The sequence below is a fragment of the Pseudomonas sp. GD04158 genome, from assembly GCF_029834875.1.
Classification (GTDB): Bacteria; Pseudomonadota; Gammaproteobacteria; order Pseudomonadales; family Pseudomonadaceae; genus Aquipseudomonas; species Aquipseudomonas hydrolytica.
Genome location: NZ_JAODYT010000028.1, coordinates 17847 through 42458, shown reverse-complemented (window position 1 = coordinate 42458; position 24612 = coordinate 17847). Strand labels below are relative to the sequence as shown.

21 protein-coding genes are annotated in these 24612 nt (G+C 64.4%); 11 read left to right on the top strand and 10 right to left on the bottom strand.

Features of this window, described 5'->3' with window-relative positions:
- Window positions 1–792: 792 nt before the first annotated feature.
- The 4 genes from N7333_RS12775 to N7333_RS12760 all read right to left on the bottom strand — a co-directional run bounded on the left by N7333_RS12775 (window position 793) and on the right by N7333_RS12760 (window position 2599).
- Window positions 793–1095: a hypothetical protein gene (locus tag N7333_RS12775; RefSeq protein ID WP_129484129.1), complete on the bottom strand. Its 303-nt coding sequence runs from the start codon at window positions 1093–1095 to the stop codon at window positions 793–795.
- 128 nt (window positions 1096–1223) lie between these two features.
- Window positions 1224–1610, bottom strand: a complete 387-nt coding sequence (locus N7333_RS12770) for a hypothetical protein (RefSeq protein ID WP_129484130.1) — start codon at window positions 1608–1610, stop codon at window positions 1224–1226.
- A gap of 440 nt (window positions 1611–2050) precedes the next feature.
- Window positions 2051–2215: a hypothetical protein gene (locus tag N7333_RS12765; protein ID WP_177491342.1), complete on the bottom strand. Its 165-nt coding sequence runs from the start codon at window positions 2213–2215 to the stop codon at window positions 2051–2053.
- A 207-nt stretch (window positions 2216–2422) separates the two neighbouring features.
- Window positions 2423–2599 carry a hypothetical protein gene (locus N7333_RS12760; protein ID WP_157786536.1) on the bottom strand — a complete coding sequence of 59 codons (177 nt, stop codon included), beginning with the start codon at window positions 2597–2599 and terminating at the stop codon, window positions 2423–2425.
- Window positions 2600–3088: 489 nt separating this feature from the next.
- Between N7333_RS12760 and chrA the strand changes: the two genes are divergently transcribed.
- Window positions 3089–4423, top strand: a complete 1335-nt coding sequence (chrA, locus tag N7333_RS12755) for a chromate efflux transporter (protein ID WP_129484132.1) — start codon at window positions 3089–3091, stop codon at window positions 4421–4423.
- Here the strand turns inward: chrA and N7333_RS12750 are convergent.
- A complete protein-coding gene (locus N7333_RS12750) occupies window positions 4418–4873 on the bottom strand; it encodes a GNAT family N-acetyltransferase (protein ID WP_129484134.1) in 456 nt (151 codons plus the stop codon). The two genes, chrA and N7333_RS12750, sit on opposite strands and share 6 nt — an antisense overlap.
- A gap of 126 nt (window positions 4874–4999) precedes the next feature.
- On the opposite strand from N7333_RS12750, the gene N7333_RS12745 reads away from it, so the two are divergent.
- The 10 genes from N7333_RS12745 to cysW all read left to right on the top strand — a co-directional run bounded on the left by N7333_RS12745 (window position 5000) and on the right by cysW (window position 13824).
- Entirely contained in the window at window positions 5000–5638 is a 639-nt protein-coding gene (locus N7333_RS12745) for a peroxiredoxin (RefSeq protein WP_012020099.1), read from the top strand.
- A gap of 9 nt (window positions 5639–5647) precedes the next feature.
- A complete protein-coding gene (gene ssuE, locus N7333_RS12740) occupies window positions 5648–6241 on the top strand; it encodes an NADPH-dependent FMN reductase (protein ID WP_129484136.1) in 594 nt (197 codons plus the stop codon).
- A 76-nt stretch (window positions 6242–6317) separates the two neighbouring features.
- A complete protein-coding gene (locus tag N7333_RS12735; RefSeq protein ID WP_129484138.1) occupies window positions 6318–7298 on the top strand; it encodes a sulfonate ABC transporter substrate-binding protein in 981 nt (326 codons plus the stop codon).
- A gap of 91 nt (window positions 7299–7389) precedes the next feature.
- Window positions 7390–8538: an FMNH2-dependent alkanesulfonate monooxygenase gene (gene ssuD, locus N7333_RS12730; RefSeq protein WP_129484140.1), complete on the top strand. Its 1149-nt coding sequence runs from the start codon at window positions 7390–7392 to the stop codon at window positions 8536–8538.
- A 233-nt stretch (window positions 8539–8771) separates the two neighbouring features.
- Window positions 8772–9566 carry an aliphatic sulfonate ABC transporter permease SsuC gene (ssuC, locus tag N7333_RS12725; protein WP_129484141.1) on the top strand — a complete coding sequence of 265 codons (795 nt, stop codon included), beginning with the start codon at window positions 8772–8774 and terminating at the stop codon, window positions 9564–9566.
- On the top strand, window positions 9563–10363 hold the full coding sequence (gene ssuB / locus N7333_RS12720; RefSeq protein ID WP_129484142.1) for an aliphatic sulfonates ABC transporter ATP-binding protein: 801 nt from the start codon (window positions 9563–9565) through the stop codon (window positions 10361–10363). The genes ssuC and ssuB overlap by 4 nt, the downstream gene beginning before the upstream one ends.
- An 89-nt stretch (window positions 10364–10452) precedes the next feature.
- Window positions 10453–10668 carry a TOBE domain-containing protein gene (locus N7333_RS12715; protein WP_003242436.1) on the top strand — a complete coding sequence of 72 codons (216 nt, stop codon included), beginning with the start codon at window positions 10453–10455 and terminating at the stop codon, window positions 10666–10668.
- 222 nt (window positions 10669–10890) lie between these two features.
- Window positions 10891–11907: a thiosulfate ABC transporter substrate-binding protein CysP gene (gene cysP / locus N7333_RS12710; RefSeq protein ID WP_129484143.1), complete on the top strand. Its 1017-nt coding sequence runs from the start codon at window positions 10891–10893 to the stop codon at window positions 11905–11907.
- Window positions 11908–12160: 253 nt separating this feature from the next.
- A complete protein-coding gene (gene cysT, locus N7333_RS12705) occupies window positions 12161–13000 on the top strand; it encodes a sulfate ABC transporter permease subunit CysT (RefSeq protein ID WP_096825288.1) in 840 nt (279 codons plus the stop codon).
- Window positions 12997–13824 carry a sulfate ABC transporter permease subunit CysW gene (cysW, locus tag N7333_RS12700; RefSeq protein ID WP_012020091.1) on the top strand — a complete coding sequence of 276 codons (828 nt, stop codon included), beginning with the start codon at window positions 12997–12999 and terminating at the stop codon, window positions 13822–13824. Before cysT ends, cysW begins: the two co-directional genes overlap by 4 nt.
- A gap of 60 nt (window positions 13825–13884) precedes the next feature.
- Here cysW and N7333_RS12695 read toward each other — a convergent pair whose 3' ends face one another.
- The 5 genes from N7333_RS12695 to N7333_RS12675 are packed head-to-tail and all read right to left on the bottom strand — an operon-like array spanning window position 13885 to window position 24612.
- The gene (locus N7333_RS12695; protein WP_129484144.1) at window positions 13885–15549 is read right to left on the bottom strand and encodes a diguanylate cyclase; all 1665 of its coding nucleotides are present in this window, start codon (window positions 15547–15549) and stop codon (window positions 13885–13887) included.
- Complete coding sequence (locus N7333_RS12690; protein ID WP_003242430.1) at window positions 15542–15928, bottom strand: response regulator; 387 nt, start codon at window positions 15926–15928, stop codon at window positions 15542–15544. The genes N7333_RS12695 and N7333_RS12690 overlap by 8 nt, the downstream gene beginning before the upstream one ends.
- On the bottom strand, window positions 15921–18818 hold the full coding sequence (locus tag N7333_RS12685; protein ID WP_279858905.1) for a CHASE domain-containing protein: 2898 nt from the start codon (window positions 18816–18818) through the stop codon (window positions 15921–15923). The genes N7333_RS12690 and N7333_RS12685 overlap by 8 nt, the downstream gene beginning before the upstream one ends.
- Window positions 18815–20737, bottom strand: a complete 1923-nt coding sequence (locus N7333_RS12680) for an ATP-binding protein (RefSeq protein WP_129484146.1) — start codon at window positions 20735–20737, stop codon at window positions 18815–18817. Before N7333_RS12680 ends, N7333_RS12685 begins: the two co-directional genes overlap by 4 nt.
- Window positions 20737–24612, bottom strand: a complete 3876-nt coding sequence (locus N7333_RS12675) for a PAS domain S-box protein (protein ID WP_279858904.1) — start codon at window positions 24610–24612, stop codon at window positions 20737–20739. Before N7333_RS12675 ends, N7333_RS12680 begins: the two co-directional genes overlap by 1 nt.

Below are 24612 nucleotides of genomic sequence, written 5' to 3'. Positions count from 1 at the left end.
AGCGATTTGAACCATTTGTTATACGCTTTTGGATTTAGGAAACCAAAAAGAAGCTAACAAAAATAGTAACGTAACCAAAGATTGCGGAGTAGATATTTGTAGTTCAATTGGTATCTCTATCGGAGAATGCTGGATGTTGCCTTTCCTCAATTATATTAATAACCAGATTATTGGCCAAAATGTTTAATGAGGTGAAAGCGAAGGCGCACCACGTTGCTATTTTGTTGCCTTTATACAAGTAAATTGAACAAGCAGCGAAGATGGCCGCTGGTATCAGAAACTCCCAGTCGGCCGAAATGCATCTGTATAGCCACGATAGAGAGATGCAGGTAACCAGAAAAGATGAAATTTTATTCATTCTGAACTTTTACCGTGTGTGTATAACGATTAAGCTAAAGGGCTGGCTTTAGCCAGTCCCAGCGAACGAAGTGAGTGATTTGAGCGCCTTGTTAGATGCCCCTCGCAGTCTGAACCGCCTCTTTCAGTTGTCCATCAAAGAATTCTGTATCATCCCGTTCCTCGAAAATTAGCCGACGCTCCGCCTCGGCAAGAACCTCTGAGATCGCGATACCTTGCGTCAAAAACGTAGCAATCATTAGATCAGATAGTTCTGGTATGGGCACATCCCAAGCGGACTTACATCGCTCCATTAAGCTAGTTGTAGCATCTCCAGACCAAGGGCCTGCGATATTCAAGACGGTTTGAGGCTTATTCATATCAATATCTAACGTTTGGTTAAGGGGCGGGCTTTAGCCCGTCCCAGTGAGCGAAGCGAACGATTTGAACCAGTTGTTAGAGGCTGCCAGCGATAAGTTTTGCCTTCTGTAACGCAGCTAACACTTTTTGTCGTTTACCGGTACTCACCAAGCCTGGCGGAAGGCGCTCAAACCATTTTTGCCAATAATGCTCAAGACCATTATTGTATTCTCTAGTACTTGGATGTGTTTTTTTAGAGAAGTATGAGATTGCTTCTTGAAGCTGGGGCTCAGATAAGAACTGAAATGTAAATGAGCAGACCTCGACGCAAAGGACTTTCTTAGGTAAAAGGTTGTTTCTCTTCTCAGGCAACACACCTCCAACGTGAGAGGTGCTCATGAAGTCCGCGTGCTGCTTCGGGTTGAATAGCTCAAGCCATACACTAGCCATGGAAAGCCTCTAACGTTTGGTTAAGGGGCGGGCTTTAGCCCGTCCCAGTGAGCGAAGCGAGCGTTTTGAACCACTAGTTAGGCGGTGTGCAAACCATCGCTATTCTTCCAATATAACGCTGATTCGTACTGGAACGAAACCACAAAGTTAGCATCCGTTTTGGTTGCAATGTGCTTTACAAAACGCTCTAGATCACCAAACGCAGAGTAGCCTTCTGGCTCCGGCCCTTTTATTCGTATGTAACAACGAATTGCTACAGGGAAATTCATGCCTTTAGTGTCTTCCGCGTATAGCGTGTGGTCATCTAGTTCGCACGCGGCGCTCACTGATAATCCTGATTCGAAAATTCCTTCGGCCGTATGGTTATCACTGTTTCTATCCAGTGCGCCGAGTTCTTTCAATGCCGTAGAGACAGTGGTTATTGAAAGTCGCTCATCGGCTTCAAGGTGAATGTCGAGACTCATTTTGTAGCCTAACGTTTGGTTAAGGGGCGGGCTTTAGCCCGTCCCAGTGAGCGCAGCGAACGATTTGAACCACTAGTTAGAGGCTGCACAGGTAGTTCTGTTGTTCAATGTGCCAAGACTCAGGATATGGCTGATGATCTTGTTGCTCTGACGTCGTGTATTCGCCTAACTCGTTGAACTGATAGTAAATTTGCATGGCTTCAAAATGAGAGTTTGCAAAAAATAGCCAGATACAGACGCTACCAGGTTCATTTAGCTCGCGTGCGGAATTACCTGCGGGCCCAAAGGGAATACAAGATGGTAGTAGCTCCCCATCGTCACTTGGACATAGCCAGATTTCGTGGATGTAGCCGCGAAAACTCATTGTTGCCTCTAACGTTTGGTTAAGGGGCGGGCTTTAGCCCGTCCCAGCGAGCGGAGCGAGCGATTTGAACCAGTTGTTACGCATTAAGCAACTCGGGATCAAACCATACGTCTTCGAAATTATTGCCGTCAATCTGAAAGCGGTAACCGGCAGGTAGATCAAGATAGCCGGCCACCTCTGGGAGATAGCTGTCGATGTGCTCTATATGCAACGGAGAAAAGAAATCGTCAGCGTCGGACATCTCGGCGCCGCACCATATGTACCAGCCATTAGTGCCATTCTCTGGTTTATGCCTCAGTCCGTTAATTGGAAGCTGTCCCAAGGTGCTTAGAGCCATTCCAAGTTTTGACCCGCTCTCTGGTTTTTGAGGGGCAACATTCTTCTATTCGCAGATGGTCTGTTCCTTCAGGATTTTCACGGTACTACTCCGAAGGTGCATAACTATTAATTAGGCGACACGGCTGTCGCGTTTGCCCACGACAGCTGTCGCATAACCTTCCTTGTCGTCCTGCAAATCCTTGTCTGGCCTGAAGATGCTCGCGGCAAACGCGACAGCACTCTGGGAGAAACGCGACATGGATGACGGCAAGCCCAAGCTGCTGATCGACTGCGTCAGCAGATTCACGCTCGAAACTAGTCCATCCATAGCGAGCCTGTCCATGCTGGCTGGGCAAAATGCCATTGCGCCTACATCGCTATCAGTATCCGCTTGGAAGGGCAGGGATTGAGGTATCCCCTTGCCACCCACAGAATCTGTTAACAGCGCTGTGGATAACCTTTGCAAAAGCGCTTCGCGCCTAGCATTCAAGCGGGCCAGGGCAGGCCGTTCAGTTTTTGCCCAATGACGCTTTGCTGGTGTTATCGCCACACGCTATATCGCGATGAATCAATAAGTTGCGATGATTTTTCAACCGCCTGGCAAGGCGGAGACTTGTTACCTGGCGTCGTGCACAGAATCTGGGGAAAGTGCTGTGGATAAGATGCGGGAAAACTCGTCCGGGCCAGGTGGGGCAAGGGCTGCGTGGGGATGGTGATTTTTCGTTCGGTGTCGCGCGGCGGTCACGTTATGCGGCTATAGTGGCCGGTCGATTTTGTCCACCGATGGAGCCCTTCGATGTCCGAGTCCCCTGAGCGTCCCGCCCCGGTCAGTTTGCTGCAAGCCTTCTGGTTCTGGTTGAAGCTGGGGTTGATCAGTTTCGGTGGGCCGGCGGGGCAGATTTCGATCATGCATCAGGAGCTGGTGGAGAAGCGCCGCTGGTTGTCCGAGCGGCGCTTTCTGCATGCGCTGAATTACTGCATGTTGCTGCCCGGGCCGGAGGCGCAGCAGTTGGCCACCTATATCGGCTGGCTGATGCACCGAACCTGGGGCGGGGTGATCGCCGGGGTGCTGTTCGTGCTGCCGTCGCTGCTGATTCTAGTCGCGCTGTCCTGGGTCTATCTGGTGTTCGGTGACGTGCCGCTGGTGGCCGGGATCTTCTACGGCATCAAGCCGGCGGTGACCGCCATCGTGGTGCAGGCGGCCTGGCGCATTGGCGGTCGGGCGCTGAAGAATCGCTGGCTGTGGGCCATCGCGGCGGCGGCCTTCGTGGCCATCTTCGTGCTGCAGCTGCCGTTCCCGCTGATCGTGCTCGGTGCGGCGCTGCTCGGTTACATCGGCGGGCAGTTGGCGCCGCAGCATTTCGCCGTCGGCGGCGGCCACGGTGCGGCGGACAAGTCCTATGGCGCGGCGCTGATCGAGGACGATACCCGCCTGGCGCATACCCGCTTCCGCCTGCCGCGCCTGGCGCTGATCCTGCTGGTGGGCGCTGCGCTGTGGCTGCTGCCCATGGGCTTGCTGACCCTGGCGTTCGGCTGGGACGGCAGCCTGACGCAGATGGGCTGGTTCTTCACCAAGGCGGCGTTGCTGACCTTCGGCGGTGCTTATGCGGTGCTGCCCTATGTCTATCAGGGCGCGGTCGGCTACTACGGCTGGCTGACGCCGACGCAGATGATCGATGGTCTGGCCCTGGGCGAGACCACACCGGGGCCGCTGATCATGGTGGTGGCCTTCGTCGCCTTCGTTGGCGCCTATGGGCAGCCGGTGTTCGGTGGCGATTCGGCCTTCGCCAGTGGCGCGCTGGCAGCCTGCCTGGTCACCTGGTTCACCTTCCTGCCGTCGTTCTTGTTCATCCTCGCCGGCGGGCCGCTGGTGGAGTCGACCCATGGCGAGCTGAAGTTCACCGCGCCGCTGACCGGCATCACCGCCGCCGTGGTGGGGGTGATCCTCAACCTGGCGCTGTTCTTCGGGTACCACGTGTTGTGGCCGGAGGGCTTCGCCGGCACGTTTGACTGGGTATCGGCGTTGATCGCCAGCGGGGCGGCGTTGGCCCTGTTCAAGTTCAAGCGCGGGGTGATCGAGACCATCGTCGGGTGCGCCGCGGTGGGGCTGGCGGCGCACCTGCTGCTATAGCGTCAGCGCCAGGCGCAGACGGTCGCGGTGTTGCAGGCCGTTCTCGAACAGGGGCTCGGGGTAGTGGGTGAGGAAGTAATCCGGCTCCACCGCCACCACGCGAAAGCCGGCGCGCTGGTAGAAGGTCAGCTGGTGGCCGAAGCTGCCGGTGCCCAGTTCCAGGCGTTTGGCGCCGAGCTGCCGGGCCTGGTCGATGGCGTGGCGCAGCAGCAGGGCGCCGATGCCCCGGCCCTGATGCTCGGGCGCTACGGCGATATTCATCAGCTCCCAGGTCTCGGCGCCCAGCGCCTTGAGCAGATAGACGCCGACGGTCGCTTCGCCCAGGCGTGCCACCACGCAATGGCAGTCGTGCAGGTAGCCGGCGATGAGCTCTGTGCTGGGGTCGGCTTCCAGCAGAAGGTGCAGCGGCGCCTGAACGCTGGGGATGCTGTGCAGGCTGGGATTGGGCATGGGGCGGCTCCATCCGTATTGCGTAAATAGCTTTAAGTTATAAATAAATTTTTATTTATTCTTTTTGTTTCGTTTCGTTCCTGAGCATAGTGGGCACCACGCAAGCCACTGCCAAGGAGCATCTTCATGACCATCCGCCTGGGCGACATCGCCCCTGACTTCGAACAGGATTCCAGCGAAGGCCGCATTCGCTTCCACGAGTGGCTGGGTGACAGCTGGGGCATCCTCTTCTCCCACCCGGCCGACTTCACGCCGGTGTGCACCACCGAGCTGGGCTTCACCGCCAAGCTGAAGGATGAATTCGCCAAGCGCGGCGTCAAGGCCATCGCCCTGTCGGTCGACCCGGTGGATTCGCACCTGAAATGGATCGACGACATCAACGAGACGCAGAACACCGCGGTCAATTTCCCGATCATCGCCGATGCCGACCGCAAGGTGTCCGACCTCTACGACCTGATCCACCCGAACGCCAACGACACCCTGACCGTGCGTTCGCTGTTCGTCATCGACCCGAACAAGAAGGTGCGCCTGACCATCACCTATCCAGCCAGCACCGGGCGCAATTTCCACGAGATCCTTCGCGTGGTCGACTCGCTGCAGCTGACCGACAACTACAAGGTCGCCACTCCGGCCAACTGGCAGGACGGTGAAGAGGTGGTGATCGTGCCGTCGCTCAAAGACGAAGCCGAGATCGCCCAGCGCTTCCCCAAGGGCTACCGCGCGGTCAAACCCTACCTGCGCCTGACGCCGCAACCGAATCGCTAAGGACTGACCATGCATGTCGTATTGCTCACCGGCAGCCCAGCGGCGCGTTCGCGCACCGAAGTGCTGCTGGACCATGTACGCCAGCGCCTGGAGGCGCAGCAGGTGGAAGTGAGCCTGCTGCGGGTGCGCGATTTTGCCGCCGAGGATCTGCTGCATGCGCGCTTCGACAGCCCGGCTGTCCGCCAGCTGCAGGCCGTGGTGGCCAGCGCCGATGGCCTGGTGGTTGGCACGCCGGTGTACAAGGCATCGTTCACCGGCGCGCTGAAGGTGCTGCTCGATCTGCTGCCCGAGCGCGCCCTGGCGCACAAGGTGGTGCTGCCGCTGGCCAGTGGTGGCAGCCCGGCGCACCTGTTGGCGGTGGACTACGCCCTCAAGCCGGTGCTGGCTGCGCTGAAGGCGCAGGAGATGCTCAGCGGCGTGTTCGCCGTGGACAAGCAGATCGCCTACCCGGAAGGGGACAGGCCTGCGCAGATCGACGACGAGCTGCGCGAGCGCCTCGACGAGGCACTGGAACAACTGACCGCCGCCCTGGCGCGGCGGCCGCAACCGATCGACCCGAACGTATTGAACGACCGGCTGGTGAACGCCCGCTGGAGCATCTGAACCACCCGTAACACCCCGCCTTACTCGCCCGCCAACGGGCAAGCAGGCCCACACTCAACTTGCAAAGGAGGTCGCCATGGGCGCCAACACTTTGCGTCGGAGTCTGGTCGCCCTGTTTGCCGCGGCCATTTCCTTCGGCGCCATCACTCAAGCACAGGCCGCTTCTGATAACGAAAGCGTGTTGCGGATCGGCTATCAGAAGTACGGCACCCTGGTGCTGCTCAAATCCAGCGGTGCGCTGGAAAAACGCCTGGCCGAACAGGGCGTCAAGGTGCAGTGGACCGAGTTCCCGGCGGGCCCGCAGCTGCTCGAAGGGCTCAACGTGGGCTCCATCGACTTCGGCACCACGGGCGAGACGCCGCCGGTATTCGCCCAGGCAGCCGGCGCCGATCTGCTCTACGTGGCCTTCGAGCCGCCGGCGCCGCTCAGCGAGGCGATTCTGCTGCCCAAGGATTCGCCGATCGAAACGGTGGCCGAACTCAAGGGCAAGAAGGTCGCCCTGAACAAGGGCTCCAACGTGCATTACCTGCTGGTGCGCGCGTTGGAGGAAGCCGGCCTGAGCATCAGCGATATCACCCCCGTGTACCTGCCGCCTGCCGATGCCCGCGCCGCGTTCGAGCGTGGCAGCGTCGACGCCTGGGTGATCTGGGACCCCTTCCAGGCGGCCGCCGAACAGCAGCTGCAGGCCCGTACCCTGCGCGACGGCCAGGGCCTGGTGAGCAACCACCAGTTCTACCTGGCCGCGCGTCCCTTCGCCGAAAAGCACCCCGAGGTAGTGGTCGCCCTGGTGGACGAGATTCGCAAGACCGGCGAGTGGACTCGCGCCAACGTCGACGAAGCCACCGCCCAGGTTGCGCCGCTGCTGGGTCTGTCTCCCGAGATCACCCGTACCGCGGTGCAGCGGCAGAGCTACGGCGCGCAGCTGATCACCGCCGACGTGGTGAGTGCGCAGCAGAAGATCGCCGACACCTTCAGCGATCTGAAGCTGATCCCCAAGCGCCTGAGCATTACCGAGGTGATCTGGCGGCAGCCGGCCAAGGTTGCCCAGGCCCAGTAACCCGTAGCCCGGATGCGATCCGGGACAGCTGCACGGTATTCCCGGATTGCATCCGGGCTACGTCAACGCTTTCGCAAAAGGAGACCACTCCATGAGCCTCAATATCTTCTGGTTCCTGCCTACCCATGGCGATGGCAAGTACCTGGGCACCGCCGAAGGCGCCCGCGCCGTCGACCACGGCTACCTGGCGCAGATAGCCCAGGCCGCCGACCGCCTCGGTTACAGCGGCGTGCTGATTCCCACCGGGCGTTCCTGCGAGGACTCCTGGCTGGTGGCGGCCTCGCTGATCCCGGTGACGCAGAACCTGAAGTTTCTCGTCGCGCTGCGCCCGGGGATCATTTCGCCGACCGTGGCTGCGCGCCAGGCGGCGACCCTGGATCGCCTGTCCAACGGCCGTGCGCTGTTCAACCTGGTGACCGGCGGCGATCCGGACGAGCTGGCCGGCGACGGTCTGCACCTGTCGCATGCCGAACGCTACGAGGCGTCGGTCGAATTCACCCGTATCTGGCGCCGCGTGCTGGAAGGCGAAACCGTCGACTACGACGGCAAGCACATCCAGGTGAAGGGCGCCAAGCTGCTCTATCCGCCGATCCAGCAGCCGCGTCCGCCGCTGTATTTCGGTGGCTCCTCCGACGCGGCGCAGGACCTGGCCGCCGAGCAGGTCGAGCTGTACCTGACCTGGGGCGAGCCGCCGGCTGCGGTGGCCGAGAAGATCGCCCAGGTGCGTGAAAAGGCGGCCAAGCAGGGGCGTGAAGTGCGCTTCGGCATTCGCCTGCACGTGATCGTGCGCGAGACCAATGAGGAGGCCTGGGCTGCGGCGGATCGCCTGATCAGCCATCTGGACCAGGACACCATCGACCGCGCCCAGGCCTCGCTGGCGCGCTTCGACTCGGTCGGCCAGCAGCGCATGGCCGCCCTGCACGGCGGCAAGACCGACAACCTGGAAGTGTCGCCGAACCTCTGGGCCGGTGTCGGCCTGGTGCGCGGCGGCGCCGGCACCGCCCTGGTCGGCGACGGCCCGACCGTGGCGGCGCGGGTCAGGGAGTACGCGGAGCTCGGCATCGACACCTTCATCTTTTCCGGCTACCCGCATCTGGAGGAGTCGTACCGCGTCGCCGAGCTGCTCTTCCCGCACCTGGATGTGGCCGCGCCTGCGCGCCCGGAGAGTCGCGGTTATGTCAGCCCGTTCGGCGAAATGATCTCCAGCGACATTCTGCCGAAGGCGGCTGCGGCGAGTTGAGGTAAGCGCGGATGAAGGTTTTCCCGGATTGCATCCGGGCTACGGACCTGATCGTAGGGTGCGCCATGCGCACCGCGATTGCCTGCGGTCCCACTGGTGCGCATGGCGCACCCTACGGATCGATGCTCAGGCTCTCCCATTGATGGGGGAGGCTGGGGGGAGAGGGGCTTTCTCAGCCAGTAGCCCGGATGCAATCCGGGGAATACAGACGCTACAAGGTTTTCGAGGCAACCATGAGCAACACGACCCTTAACAAACTGGCCCTGCGCGCTGCGCCCTGGGCCTTGCCGCTGGGGCTGCTGGCCGCCTGGCAGCTGGCGGTGGCCAGTGGCTGGCTGTCCAGTCGCATTCTGCCGGCGCCCAGTGCGGTGCTGGCCGCCGGCTGGGCGCTGCTGGCCTCCGGGGAAATCTGGCAGCACCTGGCGATCAGCGGCCAGCGCGCCGGCATCGGCTTCGCCATCGGCGGCGGTATCGGCCTGCTGCTGGGCTTTATCACCGGCCTGTCGAAATGGGGCGAGCGCTTTCTCGACAGCTCGGTGCAGATGATCCGCAACGTGCCGCATCTGGCGCTGATCCCGCTGGTGATCCTCTGGTTCGGCATCGACGAGGCGGCCAAGGTGTTCCTGGTCGCGCTCGGCACCCTGTTCCCCATCTACCTCAATACCTACCACGGCATCCGCAACGTCGACCCGGCGCTGGTGGAGATGGCGCGCAGCTATGGCCTGTCCGGCTTCTCGCTGTTCCGTCAGGTGATCCTGCCCGGTGCGCTGCCGTCGATCCTGGTCGGCGTGCGATTCGCCCTGGGTTTCATGTGGCTGACCCTGATCGCCGCCGAGACCATCTCCGCCAGCAGCGGCATCGGCTACCTGGCGATGAACGCCCGCGAGTTCCTGCAGACCGACGTGGTGGTGCTGGCGATCCTGCTCTATGCGCTGCTCGGCAAGCTGGCGGACGTCGCGGCCAGGGGCCTGGAGCGTGTGTGGCTGCGCTGGCACCCGGCCTACCAGGCCAAGGCAGGTGGCCAATGACTGCACTGCACAGCATCCGCCAGGGCATCCCCCTGGTAATCGAGAGGATCGAGAAATCCTTCGGTGAGCGTCGGGTGCTCAAGGGCATCGACCTGCATATCCCGGCTGGCCAGTTCGTCGCCGTGGTCGGCCGCAGCGGCTGCGGCAAGAGCACGCTGCTGCGCCTGCTGGCCGGGCTGGATCAGCCCAGCGGCGGCCAGTTGCTGGCCGGCAGCGGCTCGCTCAACGCGGTGCGCGAGGACATTCGCCTGATGTTCCAGGATGCGCGCCTGCTGCCCTGGAAGCGGGTGATCGACAACGTCGGCCTGGGCCTTTCCGGCAACTGGCGCCAGCAGGCTGAGGAAGCGCTGGCCGCGGTCGGCCTGGCGGACCGCGCAGGTGAGTGGCCGGCGGCGCTGTCCGGCGGGCAGAAGCAGCGCGTGGCCCTGGCCCGCGCGCTGATCCATCGGCCGCGCCTGCTGCTGCTCGACGAACCGCTGGGCGCGCTGGATGCGCTGACGCGGATCGAGATGCAGCAACTGATCGAGCGCCTGTGGCAGCAGCATGGTTTCACCGTGCTGCTGGTCACTCACGACGTCGCCGAGGCGGTGGCCGTGGCGGACCGGGTGATCCTCATCGAGCACGGCCAGATCGGCCTCGACCTCGATGTGCAACTGATTCGTCCGCGTCCGCATGGCTCGCCGCTGCTGGCGGCGCTGGAAGCGCGCGTGCTCGACCGGGTGCTGGCGCAGCCGGAGCTGCCGACGCCGCCCGACCCCGTATCACCCCTGCCCACGCAATTGCGTTGGGCGCTGTGAGGCCGTAGCCCGGATGCCATCCGGGTGCGGTTATGCAATTTCCCCGGATTGCATCCGGGCTACATCAGTGGACCATCAGGAGAAACACCATGACCATAAAAGCCATCAACGTGCGTAACCAGTTCAAGGGCAGCATCAAGGAGATCGTTATCGGCGACGTGCTCTCGGAAATCGACGTGCAGACCGCCGCCGGCATCGTCACCTCGGTGATCACCACCCGTTCCGTGCGCGAGCTGGAACTGCAGGTCGGCAGCGAAGTGATCGCCTTCGTCAAATCCACCGAGGTGTCCATCGCCAAGCTCTGATCCCCTCGCGCCGCCCCGGTCGGCCTGATCGGGGCAGGGCGCCTTTCCCTTCGCCTGTGCGGCGACATGCCTTATCCTTGCCGACCCATACGGCCGAGCCTTTTCTGCAGGTTCAGTTATAAACAGATAAGAAAAAGATATTTTTCGGCTATATATCTTTTCTGCAGAATCGAGCCATCAAAACGCCTGCGTGCAGGCCCTCCGTCGATAAGGAAGCCTCAGATGCTGAAGAAGATCGTTCTGGCCACCGTGGCCAGCGCCACCCTGCTGACTGGCTCGCTGAGCCATGCCGCCGCCGATACCCCATTCCACAACGCCTCCTACGACATCGCCCGCGAACTGTTCGGCGAGATCAACCCGCTGTTCGTCGAGCACTGGAAGCAGCAGAGCGGCAAGGAAGTGAAGATCATCCAGTCCTTCGCCGGCACCTCGCGCCAGGCGCAGGACATCATTCAGGGCAAGAAGGTCGACGTGGTCACCTTCAACCAGGTGACCGACGTGGACATCCTGGCCAAGCGCAAGCTGCTGCGCGAGGACTGGGCCCAGCAGTTCCCCAACAACAGCTCGCCGTACTACAGCACCACCGCCTTCCTGGTGCGCGAAGGCAACCCGAAGAACATCAAGAGCTGGGACGACCTGATTCGCGATGACGTGAAGCTGGTGTTCCCCAACCCGAAAACCTCCGGCAACGCCCGCTACAGCTACCTGGGCGCCTGGCTGTTCGCCAACGAGAAGTTCAACGGCGACGAGGAGAAGATCAAGGCCTTCGTCGGCAAGCTGCTGAAGAACGTCGAGAACTTCCCCACCGGCGGCCGTGGCGCCACCGTGGCCTTCGCCCAGAACGGTCAGGGCGACGTGCTGCTGACCTTCGAGTCGGAAGTGATCAACATCGCCAAGGGTGACGAGTTCAAGTCCGCCAACCTGGAAATCGTGGTGCCGGAAGTCAGCGTGCTGGCCGAGTTCCCGGTGGCCATCGTCGACAAGGTGGCCGACGAGCGCGGCACCCGCGAGCAGGCCAAGGCCTTCCTCGACTTCCAGTACAGCAAGGACATCCAGCAGCTGCTGACCCGTTACAACTACCGCGTGCACCACCCGGAAGTGGTCGAGGCGACCAAGGCGCAGTTCGCGCCGGTGCGTCTGATCAACCCGACCAAGCTGCTGGGCAGCTGGGACGAGATCACCGCCAAGCACTTCGACAACGGTGGTATCCTCGACCAGCTTCTGGCTGCCGGTCGCTGACCGGGACGCAAGGCGGGTGTAGCCCGCCTTGGTGTTACGCCACAGATCAGCTGTCGGTCGGACTGCTTTCGTAGGGTGCGCCTTGCGCACCAGGTACGCACCGTAGCCTTCACGGTGCGCGCAGCGACCCTAGCGCAAAGCACCCGACCCCATGTCGGCATTTGATCCGTGTTGTGACACCGGGCAAGCCTGGTATTGGTCCGTTGGCCGCCTTATTGGCGGCCAACTGCATTTGTAGAGCCGAGCTTCTTTCGTGAGTAAACCGACGCTGTTCTTCCTGCAGACCCCGCTGCTGCCAGGTTTCGGCCTGAGCTTCGGCGTCAGCGTGCTGTACCTGTCGCTGGTGATCCTGCTGCCGTTATCGGCGCTGCTGCTGTACGTCAGCGACATGACCTGGGCGCAGTACTGGTTCGCCATCAGCGATCCGCGTGTGGTGCAGAGCTACAAGGTGACCGTCTCGGCGGCGCTCTACTCGACCCTGGCGGTTCTGTTGATCGGCCTGTTGCTGGCCTGGATCATCACCCGCTACGACTTTCCCGGTCGGCGCATCGTCGATGCGCTGGTCGACCTGCCGTTCGCTCTGCCGACTTCGGTGGCCGGCCTGACCCTGGCGGCGTTGCTGGTGCCCAATGGCTGGATCGGTCAGTGGCTGGGCTTCAAGGTGGCCTACGCCTACGCCGGCATCATCGTGGCCATGGTCTTCACCAGCCTGCCGTTCGTGGTGCGTACCGTGCAGCCGGTGTTGCAGGATCTCGGCGCGGAATACGAGGAGGCCGCGCGCACCCTCGGCGCCAGTCGCCTGCAGATCTTCCGCCACGTGGTGCTGCCGACCCTGACCCCGGCGCTGGTCACCGGTGGTTCGCAGGCCTTCATCCGCAGCCTCGGCGAGTTCGGCGCGGTGATCATGATCGCCGGCAACATCCCCTTCCAGACGGAGGTCAGCTCGCTGATGATTTTCGTCCGTCTGCAGGAATTCAATTACCCGGCGGCCGCAGCCATCGCTTCGGTGATCCTGCTCGCGTCGCTGATCCTCCTGTTCGCCCTGCAGGTGCTGCAGGGCCGCATCTTCGCGTGGCAGCGGCAAGGTCGATGAAGAAACCTCAAGGTTGGCGCCAATGGGCGCTGGTAACGCTCGGTCTGACGCTGGTGGCACTGGTGCTGCTGGTGCCGCTGGCGCTGATCTTCAGCAAGGCCCTGGCCGGTGGTCTCGATCTGCTGTGGAGCAACCTGAACGAAGACTACATGCGCCACGCCATCGGCCTGACCCTGCTGGTGGCGGTGATCACCGTGCCGCTGAACCTGTGCTTCGGCATCTGCCTGGCCTGGTGCGTGACCCATTACGACTTTCGCGGGCGCAAGCTGCTGACCACCCTGATCGACATTCCCTACGCGGTGTCGCCGGTGGTCGCCGGCCTCTGCTACCTGGTGGTCTACGGCCTGGAGAGCTTCATCGGCCGCTGGTTCTACGATAACGGCATGCAGCTGATGTTCGCCTGGCCGGGCATCGTCATGGTCACGGTGTTCGTTACCGCGCCCTACGTGGCGCGCATCCTGATTCCGGTGATGCAGGCCCAGGGCCAGGACGAGGAAGTGGCCGCCATGTGCCTGGGCGCCAGCGGCTGGCAGATCTTCCGCCGCATCACCCTGCCGAAGATCAAGTGGGCGCTGCTGTACGGCGTGGTGGTGACCAATGCGCGGGCGGTGGGCGAGTTCGGCGCGGTATCGGTGGTGTCCGGCAGCATCATCAACCAGACCCTGACCCTGCCGCTGCTGGTCGATCAGCTCAACAACGACTACAAGCCCGCCGCGGCGTTCACCGCTGCCGGCCTGCTGGCGTGCATGGCGCTGCTCACCCTGTTCCTGAAAACCTTCATGGAGTGGCGTCAGCGCCAGCTGATGCAACGCGCCGAGGCCTGATCGCCGTCATGCAGGCGCCCGCTTGCGGGCTCCTGCGACGATGTCGATGGTCTGCCGCAATCAATCGTCCGCGATCTGCACCTGATTGCGGCCGCCATGCTTGGCCGCATACAACGCCTTGTCGGCGCGCTCGCGCAGTTGCTCGGCGTTGCTGTGCACGTCGGTGCCGGCAATGCCGGCGCTGAGGGAGCAGGAGAATTCGCCGCCATCGGCGATGAAGCGCAGCTCGGCGAAGCGCTCGCGAATCTCGTCGAGGATCATCCGCGCCTGCTGCGGCGTGCAGTCCGGCAGCACGGCGAGAAACTCCTCGCCGCCGTAACGCCCCAGGCTGTCGACGCGGCGCAGGCGCTGACGCAGCAGGTTGGCCAGGGCGCGGATGACGTTGTCGCCGGCGGCATGGCCATGTTCGTCATTGACCCGCTTGAAGTGATCGATATCCAGCATCACCACGCTGGCGCGCGCGCCGCTGCGCAAGGCGCGCTCCAGTTCGATGGCCACCTGCTCCTTGATATCGCCGTGCTTGAGCAGGCCGGTGAGGCTGTCGCGGGACAGGGCATCGGACAGCAGGCGGGCGCGCTGCGCGCGGGAGAACACCGCGGCGACCAGGGCGTTGTCGGAAATCGGTTTGGTGACGAAATCGTCGCCGGCCTTGATCAGCGCGCTCATCTGTTTGGCGATGTCGGTTTCCGCCGACAGGTAGATGATCGGGATGCGCAGCCAGTCGTCATTGCAGCGGATGATCTGCGCCAGCTCGGGGCCGGTGCAGTCCGGCATGTTGACGTCGAGCAGCATCACCTCCGGATTGAAGTCGCGCAGGTGCTCGAAGATCTGCGCCGGATCGCGCAATACCTCCACCAGCATGCCGGCGCCGCGCAACACCAGGCTGTAGCGGCTGGCCAGGTCCAGGTCGTCGTCGACGATCAGCACCCGGTAGGGCTCGCCCTGCTGCTGGGCGAAGCAGCGCTCCAGCCGGCTTTCCAGCTGGGGAATGTCCACCGGCTTGGCGAAGAAGCCCTGGGCGCCGGCCCGCACCGCCTGCAACTGGGTGGCGAAGTCGTTCTGCTCGGTCAGCACCAGCAGCGGCAGGGGCGCTTCCAGACGCTGCTGCAGGCGTGCGGCATAGTCCAGGCCGCTGCAGTCCTCGCTCGCCAGATTGACGTCGACGATCAGCGCGTCCGGCAGCTGCAGCAGCAGGGCGGCGTCGAGTGCGGCGATGGTGCTGAAGTGTTCGGCCTGATAGCCGAAGTTGCTCAGGGTCAGGCGCATGCTTTCGCCGACGGCGATCTCGTCCTCGAGGATGTAGATGAGGCGCGTATCGACGTCGGTACGGGCCGCCGGCTGCAGCGCTGTCTGTGGCTCGCCCTGGCTGGTCGTGCCGGCCGACTGGCTGCCAAGCTGCTGCAATGCGGCAATGAAGGCGTCGAGATCCTGCTGCTGCCGCAACTGACGTTCCAGCCACAGCTCGGCCTGCTGCTCCAGTTCGCGCGCCTGCTGGCCGAGCGTGTCGAAGCCGAAGGTGCCGGCGCTGCCGGCCAGGCGGTGCAACTGATCGCGCAGTGCCCGCAGCAACTGTCGGCGCTGCTCGTCGCTCGCCTCCGGCAGCTGTTGGGCCTGCTGGGCGAGCTGCGGCAGCTCCTGGCGCAGGCGTTCGGCGAACTGCTCGCCGAGCTGGTGCAGATGCTGCTGCAGGGACTGGGGAATGCCGTTGCCTTCGCGTTTATCCATGGCGCTGGCTCCAGATCTGCCGGACCTGGGCGGCTAGCTGCATGGGGTCGAACGGCTTCACGATCACGTCGAGCGCGCCCAGGCTGCGGTAGTGGGCGACTTCGCCGGGCTGCACCTTGGCGGTCATGAAGGCCACCGGCACCTCGTCGATGTCGATCAGCTCGCGCAGCTTCTCCAGGGTCTGGGGGCCATCCATGCCCGGCATCATCACGTCGAGCAGGATGAAATCGGGAGCGAAGCCCTGCACCTGATCGAGCGCTTCCTGGCCGCTCGAGCAGCTCAGTACCTGGAATCCGCCAACGGCTTCGAGGGCAACCTTGGCCACGGCCTGGATCGAAGGGTCATCCTCGACGTGGAGGATACGCTTGAGGTCAGTCATGGCCGGTCTCCTTGGCAGGTAGCAGGCGGGTGAGCGTGTGCAGGAAGTGTTGCCCATCATTGCGTGATTTGGCCAGCGCGGCGCTCACGCCGGCGAGTTGGCGGCCGTCCAGCTCGCTGGCCGAGAGCACCGCCACCGGTAGACGCGGGCGCTGGCGCTGCAGTTCGTCGACCAGTTCCAGACCGTTGCCGTCGGGCAGGCCGAGGTCGAGCAGGACCAGATCGAAGCGCTGTTCGGCGAGCAGGCGACGCGCTTCGGCCAGGCTCTCGGCGGGGACGAACTCGGCCAGCTCGCGCCCCTGTTCGGCGACGACCAGACGCAGGTCGTGGTCGTCTTCGACATGCAGCACGCGCGGGCTGTGCGGCAGGTGTTGCAGGGCCTGGGCGAGACTGCCGAGCAGGCGCTGGGGATCAATCGGCTTGCTCAGCCAGTCCAGTGCCGGCACACCCTCGAGCGCCAGGCGACCTTCCTCGCAGGCGGCCGATACCACCAGAATCGGCAGGTCGCGGTAGCGCTCGTCGGCGCGCAGTTCCTGCACCAGCTGCAGGCCGTCGCCGTCCGGCAGACGCAGGTCCAGGCTTATGGCCGCCGGCGTTTCCTCGTGCAGGCGGGCGCGCGCCTCGGCCAGGCTGTGGGCCAGGCGCACACGGTAGCCGGCATCTTCGAGCAACTGGCGCAGCAGGGCGGCGATGTCCGGCTCGTCCTCCACCACCAGCAGGCTGGGGCGGCCATCGCCCGGCTCGCTGCGGCCGGCCTCGAGCAGAAGCGGCAGCTCGAACCAGAAGGTGCTGCCCTGACCGACCACCGAGTCGAAGCCGATCTGCCCGCCCATGCGCTCGATCAGTTCCTTGCTGATCGCCAGGCCCAGGCCGGTGCCGCCTTTCTCGCGGCTGTCGCTGGCGTCGGCCTGGGAGAACTTGGCGAAGATGCGATCACGGAAGGCGGCGGCGATGCCCGAACCCTGGTCGCTGACCTCGACTCGCACGCGGGTGCCACGGCGCTCGGCGCGCAGCAGCACTTCACCGGCCGGTGGCGAGTACTTCACGGCATTGGAAATGAAGTTGGCCAGCACCTGTTGCAGGCGCATGTTATCGACCCGTACGCGCACCGGCGGGCAGTCGAGCAGGCGCAGCTGCACCTGGCGCTGGGCGGCGTAGGTCTGGTTGCTGGCCAGCGCCTCCTCGAGCTGGCCGGCGAGTTCGCAGGGCTGCAGATCGAACTGCATCTTGCCGGCTTCCAGCTTGTCCATGTCCAGCAGGTCGTTGATCAGATGGCTGAGGCGCTGGCTGTTGGCCTGGGCGATGCTCAGCATCTGGCGCATGCCTTCCGGCACCACGCCGAGGGCGCCGCCGTTGATCAGGCCGAGCGAGCCGGCGATGGCGGTCAGGGGCGTGCGCAGCTCGTGACTGACGGTGGAGACGAACTCGCTCTTCAGCCGTTCGATGCGCTTGACCTCGCTCTGGTCCATGGCGGTACCGGTGATGCGCAGCGGGTAGCTGCTGGCGTCGCGCTGGATGTAGCCACGCAGCAGGATCGGCAGCACCTGGCCGTCCGCGCAGAGCAGGCGGCATTCCAGGGTGAAGTTGCTGATGCCTTCGCGCAGCACCTGTTTCACCTGCGCGCGGGTGGCCGGCAGGTCTTCCGGGTGCACCAGCTGCTCCCAGCTCAGCGGATCGTCGGCAAAGCCGGGCGGGCCCTGCTCGGGGTAGCCGAGCATCTGCCAGCCGCGCGCCGAGGCGAAGAAGCTGCCGGCCTGGACGTCGATGTCCCACCAGCCGTCGTTGCTGCCCTTGAGGGCCAGGGCCAGGCGCTCTTCGCTGCGGTGCAGCTGCTCGGTGATGCGCTCGGCCAGTTGCTGGACCTGCTCACGGCGCAGGCTGAGGCTGCTGATCAGGAAGAACAGCAGCAGGCTGATGCAGATGCCGAGGGCCAGCAGCGAGCCCTCGCCGCGATGGGCAGCGTCGAGAAAACCCGGGGCGTAGTAGAAGTTCAGGTGCCACTGCTGACCGAACATGTCCAGCTGCCGCTGGGTATCGACCGGCGTGTCGAGGATGCTGTCACTGCTGCTGTAGAGCAGGTTGACGGTGCTGGTATCGGGGCTGGCGTAGAGGGCGAACTCCAGGTCACGTTGGCGCGCACCGAGGATGCCGTGCATCAGATCGTGGGTGCGGTAGGGGCTGTAGGCAAAACCACGCAGCGCGGCCAGGCGCTGCTCGGGCGTGTCCAGTGGCTGCCCGGGCTGGTACACCGGGGTGTACAGCAGCAGGCCAGGCTGCACCTTGCCGTGGGTTTCCTGAACCAGGGTGACACGGCCGGACAGACGGCTCTGGCCGCTGCGGGCGGCGCTCAGCATGGCCGCCTGGCGCACTGGCTCGGACAGCATGTCGAAGCCGAAGGCGGCCAGGTTGCGCCCGGCGAACGGCTCGATAAAGCGGATGGCGCTGTACAGCGCGCGCTGGCCCAGCGGGCGCACGCGGAAGTTGGGATAGCCCTCGGTGCGTAGCTCGGTTTCGAAGGCATGCAATTGCTCGGCGGGCAGCACCTGGCTGAACCCCAGGCCCTGGATGCCCGGGTAGCGTTCCTGCAGATTCAGGCGGCGGGCATAGGTGCGCCAGTCATCGCGGCTGACGTGCTCGCTGGCGTCGAGCATTGCGGCGGCTCCCAGCAGAATGCTTTCCTGGTCATGCATGCGCTGGACGATGGCCTCGCTGATTTCGTCGGCGAGCAGTTCGAGCTGGCGCGTGGCGGACGCGGTCTGGCTCTGGCGCAGACCGTCCCAGGCCAGCAGGGTCGCGCCCAGCGCCAGCGCCAGCACGCCCCAGGCCAGCAGATTGGCGCGGCTGAACAACTGTCCGAGCAGTTGCAGGCGTAGCGTGATGCTGTCGCTCATGGCTGCCCCCCGGCCAATGGCAGCTCGAACCAGAAGGTGCTGCCCTGACCCTCCTGCGAGTCGAAGCCGATCCGCCCGCCCATGCGCTCGATCAGCTCCTTGCTGATCGCCAGACCCAGGCCGGTGCCGCCCTGCTGGCGGGTGTCCCCGGCGTCGGCCTGGGCGAACTTGCTGAAGATGCGCGGCTTGAAGCTGGTCGGGATGCCCAGGCCCTGGTCGCGCACGCTGATTCTGACCCAGCCGTCGCGCAGTGCGGCGGACAGTTCGACAGGCTGGCCGGGGCTGGAGAACTTGGCGGCGTTGGCCAGCAGGTTGGCCAGTACCTGCTCGACGCGCTTGGCATCGGCCAGTACCTGGCAGTCGCTGCCGGCCAGCAGCTGCAGCCGGACCTGCTGGCGTTCGGCATACGGCTGGTTGTCGTGCAGCGCCTGCTGCAGCAGGGGGCGCAGGGCCAGCGGCTGCAGATCGAAACGCATCTTGCCGGCGACCAGCTTGTCCATGTCCAGCAGGTCGTCGATCAGGTGGCGCAGGCGCTGGCTGTTGCTCTGCGCGATTTCCAGCATCTGCTGCATGTTCTCCGGTACCGCGCCGAGGGCGCCGCCGTTGATCAGGCCCAGCGAACCGGCGATGGCGGTGAGCGGGGTGCGCAGCTCGTGGCTGACGGTGGAGACGAATTCGTTCTGCAGCTGCTCGCCGCGTTTGCGTTCGCTGATATCGCTGATGAAACCGTGCCAGAGAACTTCGCCGCCTGGCAGTCGCTGCGGCGCGGCGCGCCCCTCGACCCAGATCAAGCCCCGCTCGGGATGCAGCACGCGGTACTCCTGGTGCCAGGTGGCCAGGCGCTGCGCCGAGTCGGCGATGGCCTCGCGTACTGGCGCGATGTCCTCCGGGTGCAGGCGGGCGAATGCCGAGGCCGCGTCCTGGCAGACCTCCTCCGGCGTGCAGCCGTAGATGTCGCGGATACCGGCGCTGGAATAGGGGAAGCAGCTGCTGCCGTCGGCGCGCAACAGGTACTGGTAGACCATGCCCGGCAGTTGTGCGGCGATGCGCTGCAGGCGCTGGCGGGCCTCGTCGCGCTGGCTGAGGTCGTTGGCCACCAGCAGGTAGCCCTGCAGTGCCTGGCCCTCGGCGCGGATCGGCGAGAGATTCAGGCGCACCGGCAGGCTCTGCCCGTGGCGCGGGCGCAACCGTCCCTCGGCGCTCTGCGGGCCCTTGGCGCAGGCCAGGCACAGGCGCTCGAACTGGCCGGGTTCCTCCAGCAGTTGCGGCAGGTGCTGTTCGTTCAGCGCCTCGGCCGAATAGCCCAGCAACTGCCGGGCCTCGGGATTGCTGCGCTGAACCCGGCCCTGCGGGTCGAGCACCAGCACCGCGCTGCCGGCGTTGTCCAGCATGGCCTGATGCATGGCGCTCTGCTCGGCCTGGCGGCGCGCCTGCAGGCGCAGTTCGAACAGCTCGCCGGTGAGCTGGGCCAGGTGTCGCAGTTGCTGGCGCTGGTGCTCGTCGAGCTGGCGTGGACGGCGGTCGATCACGCACAGGGTGCCCAGGGCCAGGCCCTGGCCATCGTGCAGCGGCATGCCGGCATAGAAGCGGATGCTGGGGTCGGAGGTGACCAGCGGATTGTCGCGAAAACGTGCGTCATCCAGGGCGTTGCCCACTTCCAGCAGGGCATCGGCATGCACGGCGTGGGCGCAGAAGGCCAGCTCGCGGGCGGTCTGCTCGGCATCCAGGCCGACCCGGCTCTTGAACCACTGGCGTTGGGCATCGACCAGCGAGATCAGGGCAATGGGCGTTTCGCAGATTTGCGCAGCCAGTGCGGTGATGTGATCGAACATCGCCTCGGCCGGGGTGTCGAGCAGTTCCAGGGCGTGCAGGGCTGCCAGGCGTTGCTGTTCGTTGCTGGGGATGGGGGCTTGGCTCATCACGCACTCCCTGTGATCGGTAGTTCGAACCAGAAGGTAGCACCTTGACCGGGCGAGGAGTCGAAACCGATGTGTCCGCCCATGCGCTCGATGATTTCCTTGCAGATCGCCAGACCCAGGCCGGTGCCGCCCTGTTGCCGGGTGTCGCCGGAGTCGGCCTGGGAAAACTTGCTGAAGATGCGCGGCTTGAACGCTTCCGGTATGCCGGGGCCGCTGTCCGTCACGCTGACGCGCAGTACCTCGCCGCCATGCTGCAGGCGCACGTCGACGCAGGCGCCCGGCGGCGAGAACTTGGCGGCATTGGACAGCAGGTTGGCCATCACCTGCGCCAGGCGCTGGGCGTCGACCCGCACCTGGGCATCGTCCTCGACCTGCAGGCGCAGCTCGACCTGATGCTGCTCGGCATAGGGCTGATTGTGCAGCAGCGCCTGTTCCAGCAGCGGTTGCAGTGTCCGCGCCTGCAGGTCGAAATGCATCTTGCCGGCCACCAGCTTGTCCATGTCCAGCAGGTCGTTGATCAGCGCGCTGAGGCGCTGGCTGTTGCTGTGGGCGATGGCCAGCATCTGCCGCATGTTGTCGGGAACGGCACCGAGGGCGCCGCCATTGATCAGACCGAGCGAGCCGGCGATGGCGGTGAGCGGGGTGCGTAGCTCGTGGCTGACGGTGGAGACGAACTCGTTCTTCATCAGTTCGATGCGCTTGCGCTCGGCGATGTCGCGAATCACCGCGATGAAGCGCCGCTGGCCCTGGTGGCTGATCTGCGACACGGCCAGCTCCATGGCGAAGCGCTCGCCGTTCTGGCGCATGCCCTCGAGCTCGCGCGCCTGCCCTATGACCCAGGCCTCGCCAGTGCGCAGGTAACGCTGGATGTAGCCGTCATGGGCGCTGCGGTAGGGCTCCGGCATCAGCAGGCGCACGTTGTGTCCGGCCACCTCGCTCTGGCGGTAGCCGAATATGGCTTCGGCGGCGTGGTTGAAGGTCTCGATACGGCCCTGTTCGTCGATGGTGACGATGGCGTCGAGCACGTTGTCGAGCAGGGTGCTGAGGTAGTGTTCGCGCTCGCGTACCGCGCGTTCGGCGGCGACGCGGTCGCTGAAGTCCTGGATCTGCGAGACGAAATGCACCGGGCGCCCCTCGCTGTCGCGTACCAGCGACACGCTGAGCAGGACCCACAGGATGCGCCCCTGCTTGTCCAGGTAGCGCTTCTCCATCTGGTAGGCGTTGATCCGTCCGGCCAGCAGGTCCTCCATGTTCTGTCGGTCGGCATCCAGGTCATCGGGATGGGTGACCTGCTGGTAGGTGCAGGCCAGCAGCTCTTCGCGGCTGTAGCCGAGCATGCGGCACAGCTCGTCGTTGGCTTCCAGCCAGCGGCCGTCCGGGCCGACCAGTGCCATGCCCTGGGGCGCGGTGTTGAAGGCGTTGAGAAAGCGCTGCTGGCTCAGCCGCAGCTCGTCCTCCATGGCCTGGCGTTCGCTGATGTCCCAGATGAAGCCGTCGACCCACAGCAGATGGCCCTGGCCGTCGTACTCGCCACGGCCCTTCTCGCGCACCCAGACGTTATGACCGACGGCATGGCGCAGGCGGTAGGTGAGCTCGAAGCTCTCCTGGCGCTCGATGGCCTCGCCGGCACGGAAGGTAATGGCCAGGTCGTCGGGATGAACGATGCTGGAAAAGCTGCGTACGCGGTTGTCGATGAAGTCGCTGGCTGGGTAGCCGCAGAGGTTGCGGATCTCGTCGCTGACGTAGCGCATGCTCCATTGGCTATCGTTGGCGCAGCGGTACACCACGCCGGGCAGGTTGGCCACCAGGCCGCGGAAGCGGCTTTCGCTCTTCTGCAACGCGCGGGTGGTCTGCAGCAGCTCGCTGATGTCGCTGGCGATACCGAGAAAGCCGGTGATCTGACCGTTCTCGTCGAATATGGCACTGACGGTGAGGTTGACCTGGCGCAGGCCGCCGTCCTTGTGGCGGTAGGTCCACTGGCGGGTTTCCGGCTCGCCGCCGCGGGCGTTGTGCACGAAGACTTCGAAGCCCTCCACCGCGTGGCCGCTGGCCTCGCTCAGCTCGACGGCACGGGCCTGGACTTCTTCCTCAAGGTGGATGATCGCCGGCGTCTGGCGCCCGATCATCTCTGCGGCGCCGTAGCCCAGCAGGCGTTCGGCGCCGGAATTGAACAGGCTGATGGTGCCGCTTGTGTCGGTGGCGATGATCGACACCCCGGTGGCCGAGTCCAGTACCGCCTGCAGGTAGGCGCGTGCCGCGCGTACGGCGCGTTCCTGCTGCTGGCGCTCCAGAATGGCGCCGACCCAGCGGGCGAACAGACCGAGAAAGTCGCGGTCAGCGGCGTCGAACGGCCGCCTGCGTGGCTCCGGGTTGGCGAAGGCCAGGGTGCCGAAGGGTTTGCCGGCCACGCGCACGGCGGTGCCGATGTAGCTTTCCAGGGCGAACTGGCGATAGCAGGGATGGCGTCGATGCGGCGAGTCGGCCATGTGGGTGATGGCCAGTGCCTCGTCCTGCTGCAGCGCCAGGCTGCAGTAGGTATCACCCAGCTCGAATTGCTGGCCATCGCTCAGCGCGCCGTCGGGGGAGACCTGCACCACTACCTGGTATCGCTCGCCTTCGATGCGGCTGATGATGCCCAGCGGCATGCCGAAATGCTCGGCGCCCAGACGCAGTGCCTGGCGCAGTTGCTCGGTGCGGCTCAGGCTGGGTAGCGCGGCGATCTCGTTGAGCGCACGCAGCGCGGCCTGCTGGCGCTGCATCAGGCGCTGGGTGCTGCGCTGGGTGCTGCGCAACAGGCCCAGCAGCAGGGCCTCGGCACCGCACCAGGCGAGCAGCCACTTGATCACCAGCCAGCGCTTGTCGCGCCGGTGCACGTTGTACTGGTCGCTGATGTCATGCCAGATCAGGGCCACCGCCAGCGGCTCGTCGCTCCGCTGGTGAGCCTGGCGGTAGCTGCTGAGCGCCACCTGATTGACCAGGTAGTGGCGCTCGCCGTCGTCCAGCAGGCGTACGCTGTCGCCCTCCTCGGGCGCGGGCAGCCGCCGTTGCTCTTGCCAGGCCAGCACCTGCTGCCGCGAGTAGTCCATCAGCTGCCAGCGCTGGGCATCACTGGCCAGGCCGCGCAACTCTTCGCCGCTGCCCGAGCCCAGCAGGAGATCTTCGCGCAGCAGCAGGGCCACCCCGCTGTTGAACTCGCGGTCCAGCTGGGCAAGGTTCTCCAGCACGCCCATGGCCACCTCGATGGCTCCGACCTGCTCGGCGCCATGCTTGCCTTCGGCCAACAAAGGGGCAATGGCGCGCATGCCGATGCTGCCGCGGGTCAGGCCCAGGCCGGCCTGGCTGCTGGCGCTGCGCAGCGCTTCCTGCACCATGGGGCGCCAGCCGATCTGCAAGTCGCCGAAGTGTTCGGGCTCGTGTACCCGCAGCAGCACCTTGATGTCCGGCGCCAGATGCACGTACAGGCGAAACGGCTGGTGCGCCTGCAGGTTGCGCCAGCGTGGCGCCAGGCGGGTGTAAAGCTGGCTGCGAATGCTGGCCAGACCTTCCAGGTCGCTCGCCGGCAGGGCGTGGGCCTGGCGCACCAGTTCGGTGACCCAGGCGTCGGCGGCAATGGTTTCGGCGAGTAGCTGCGTGCGCTCCTGCAGCCCGTGCTGGGTGCTGTTCAGGGCCATGCGCTGAATGTCCGCCTGCTTGCCCATCTGCAGTTGCCAGAGGGCTTCGCGCTCGTTGAGCGCCTGGCGTCCCAGAAAGGCGAAGAACAGGGCCAGGCACAGACTGCCGCCAATGACTATCCAGCGACCGGCGTCCCGGCGGCCGGCGTCCCAGCGGCTGAACAGCCATTGCCCAAACCAGCGGTGGCTCAGCCTCGGAGTCAT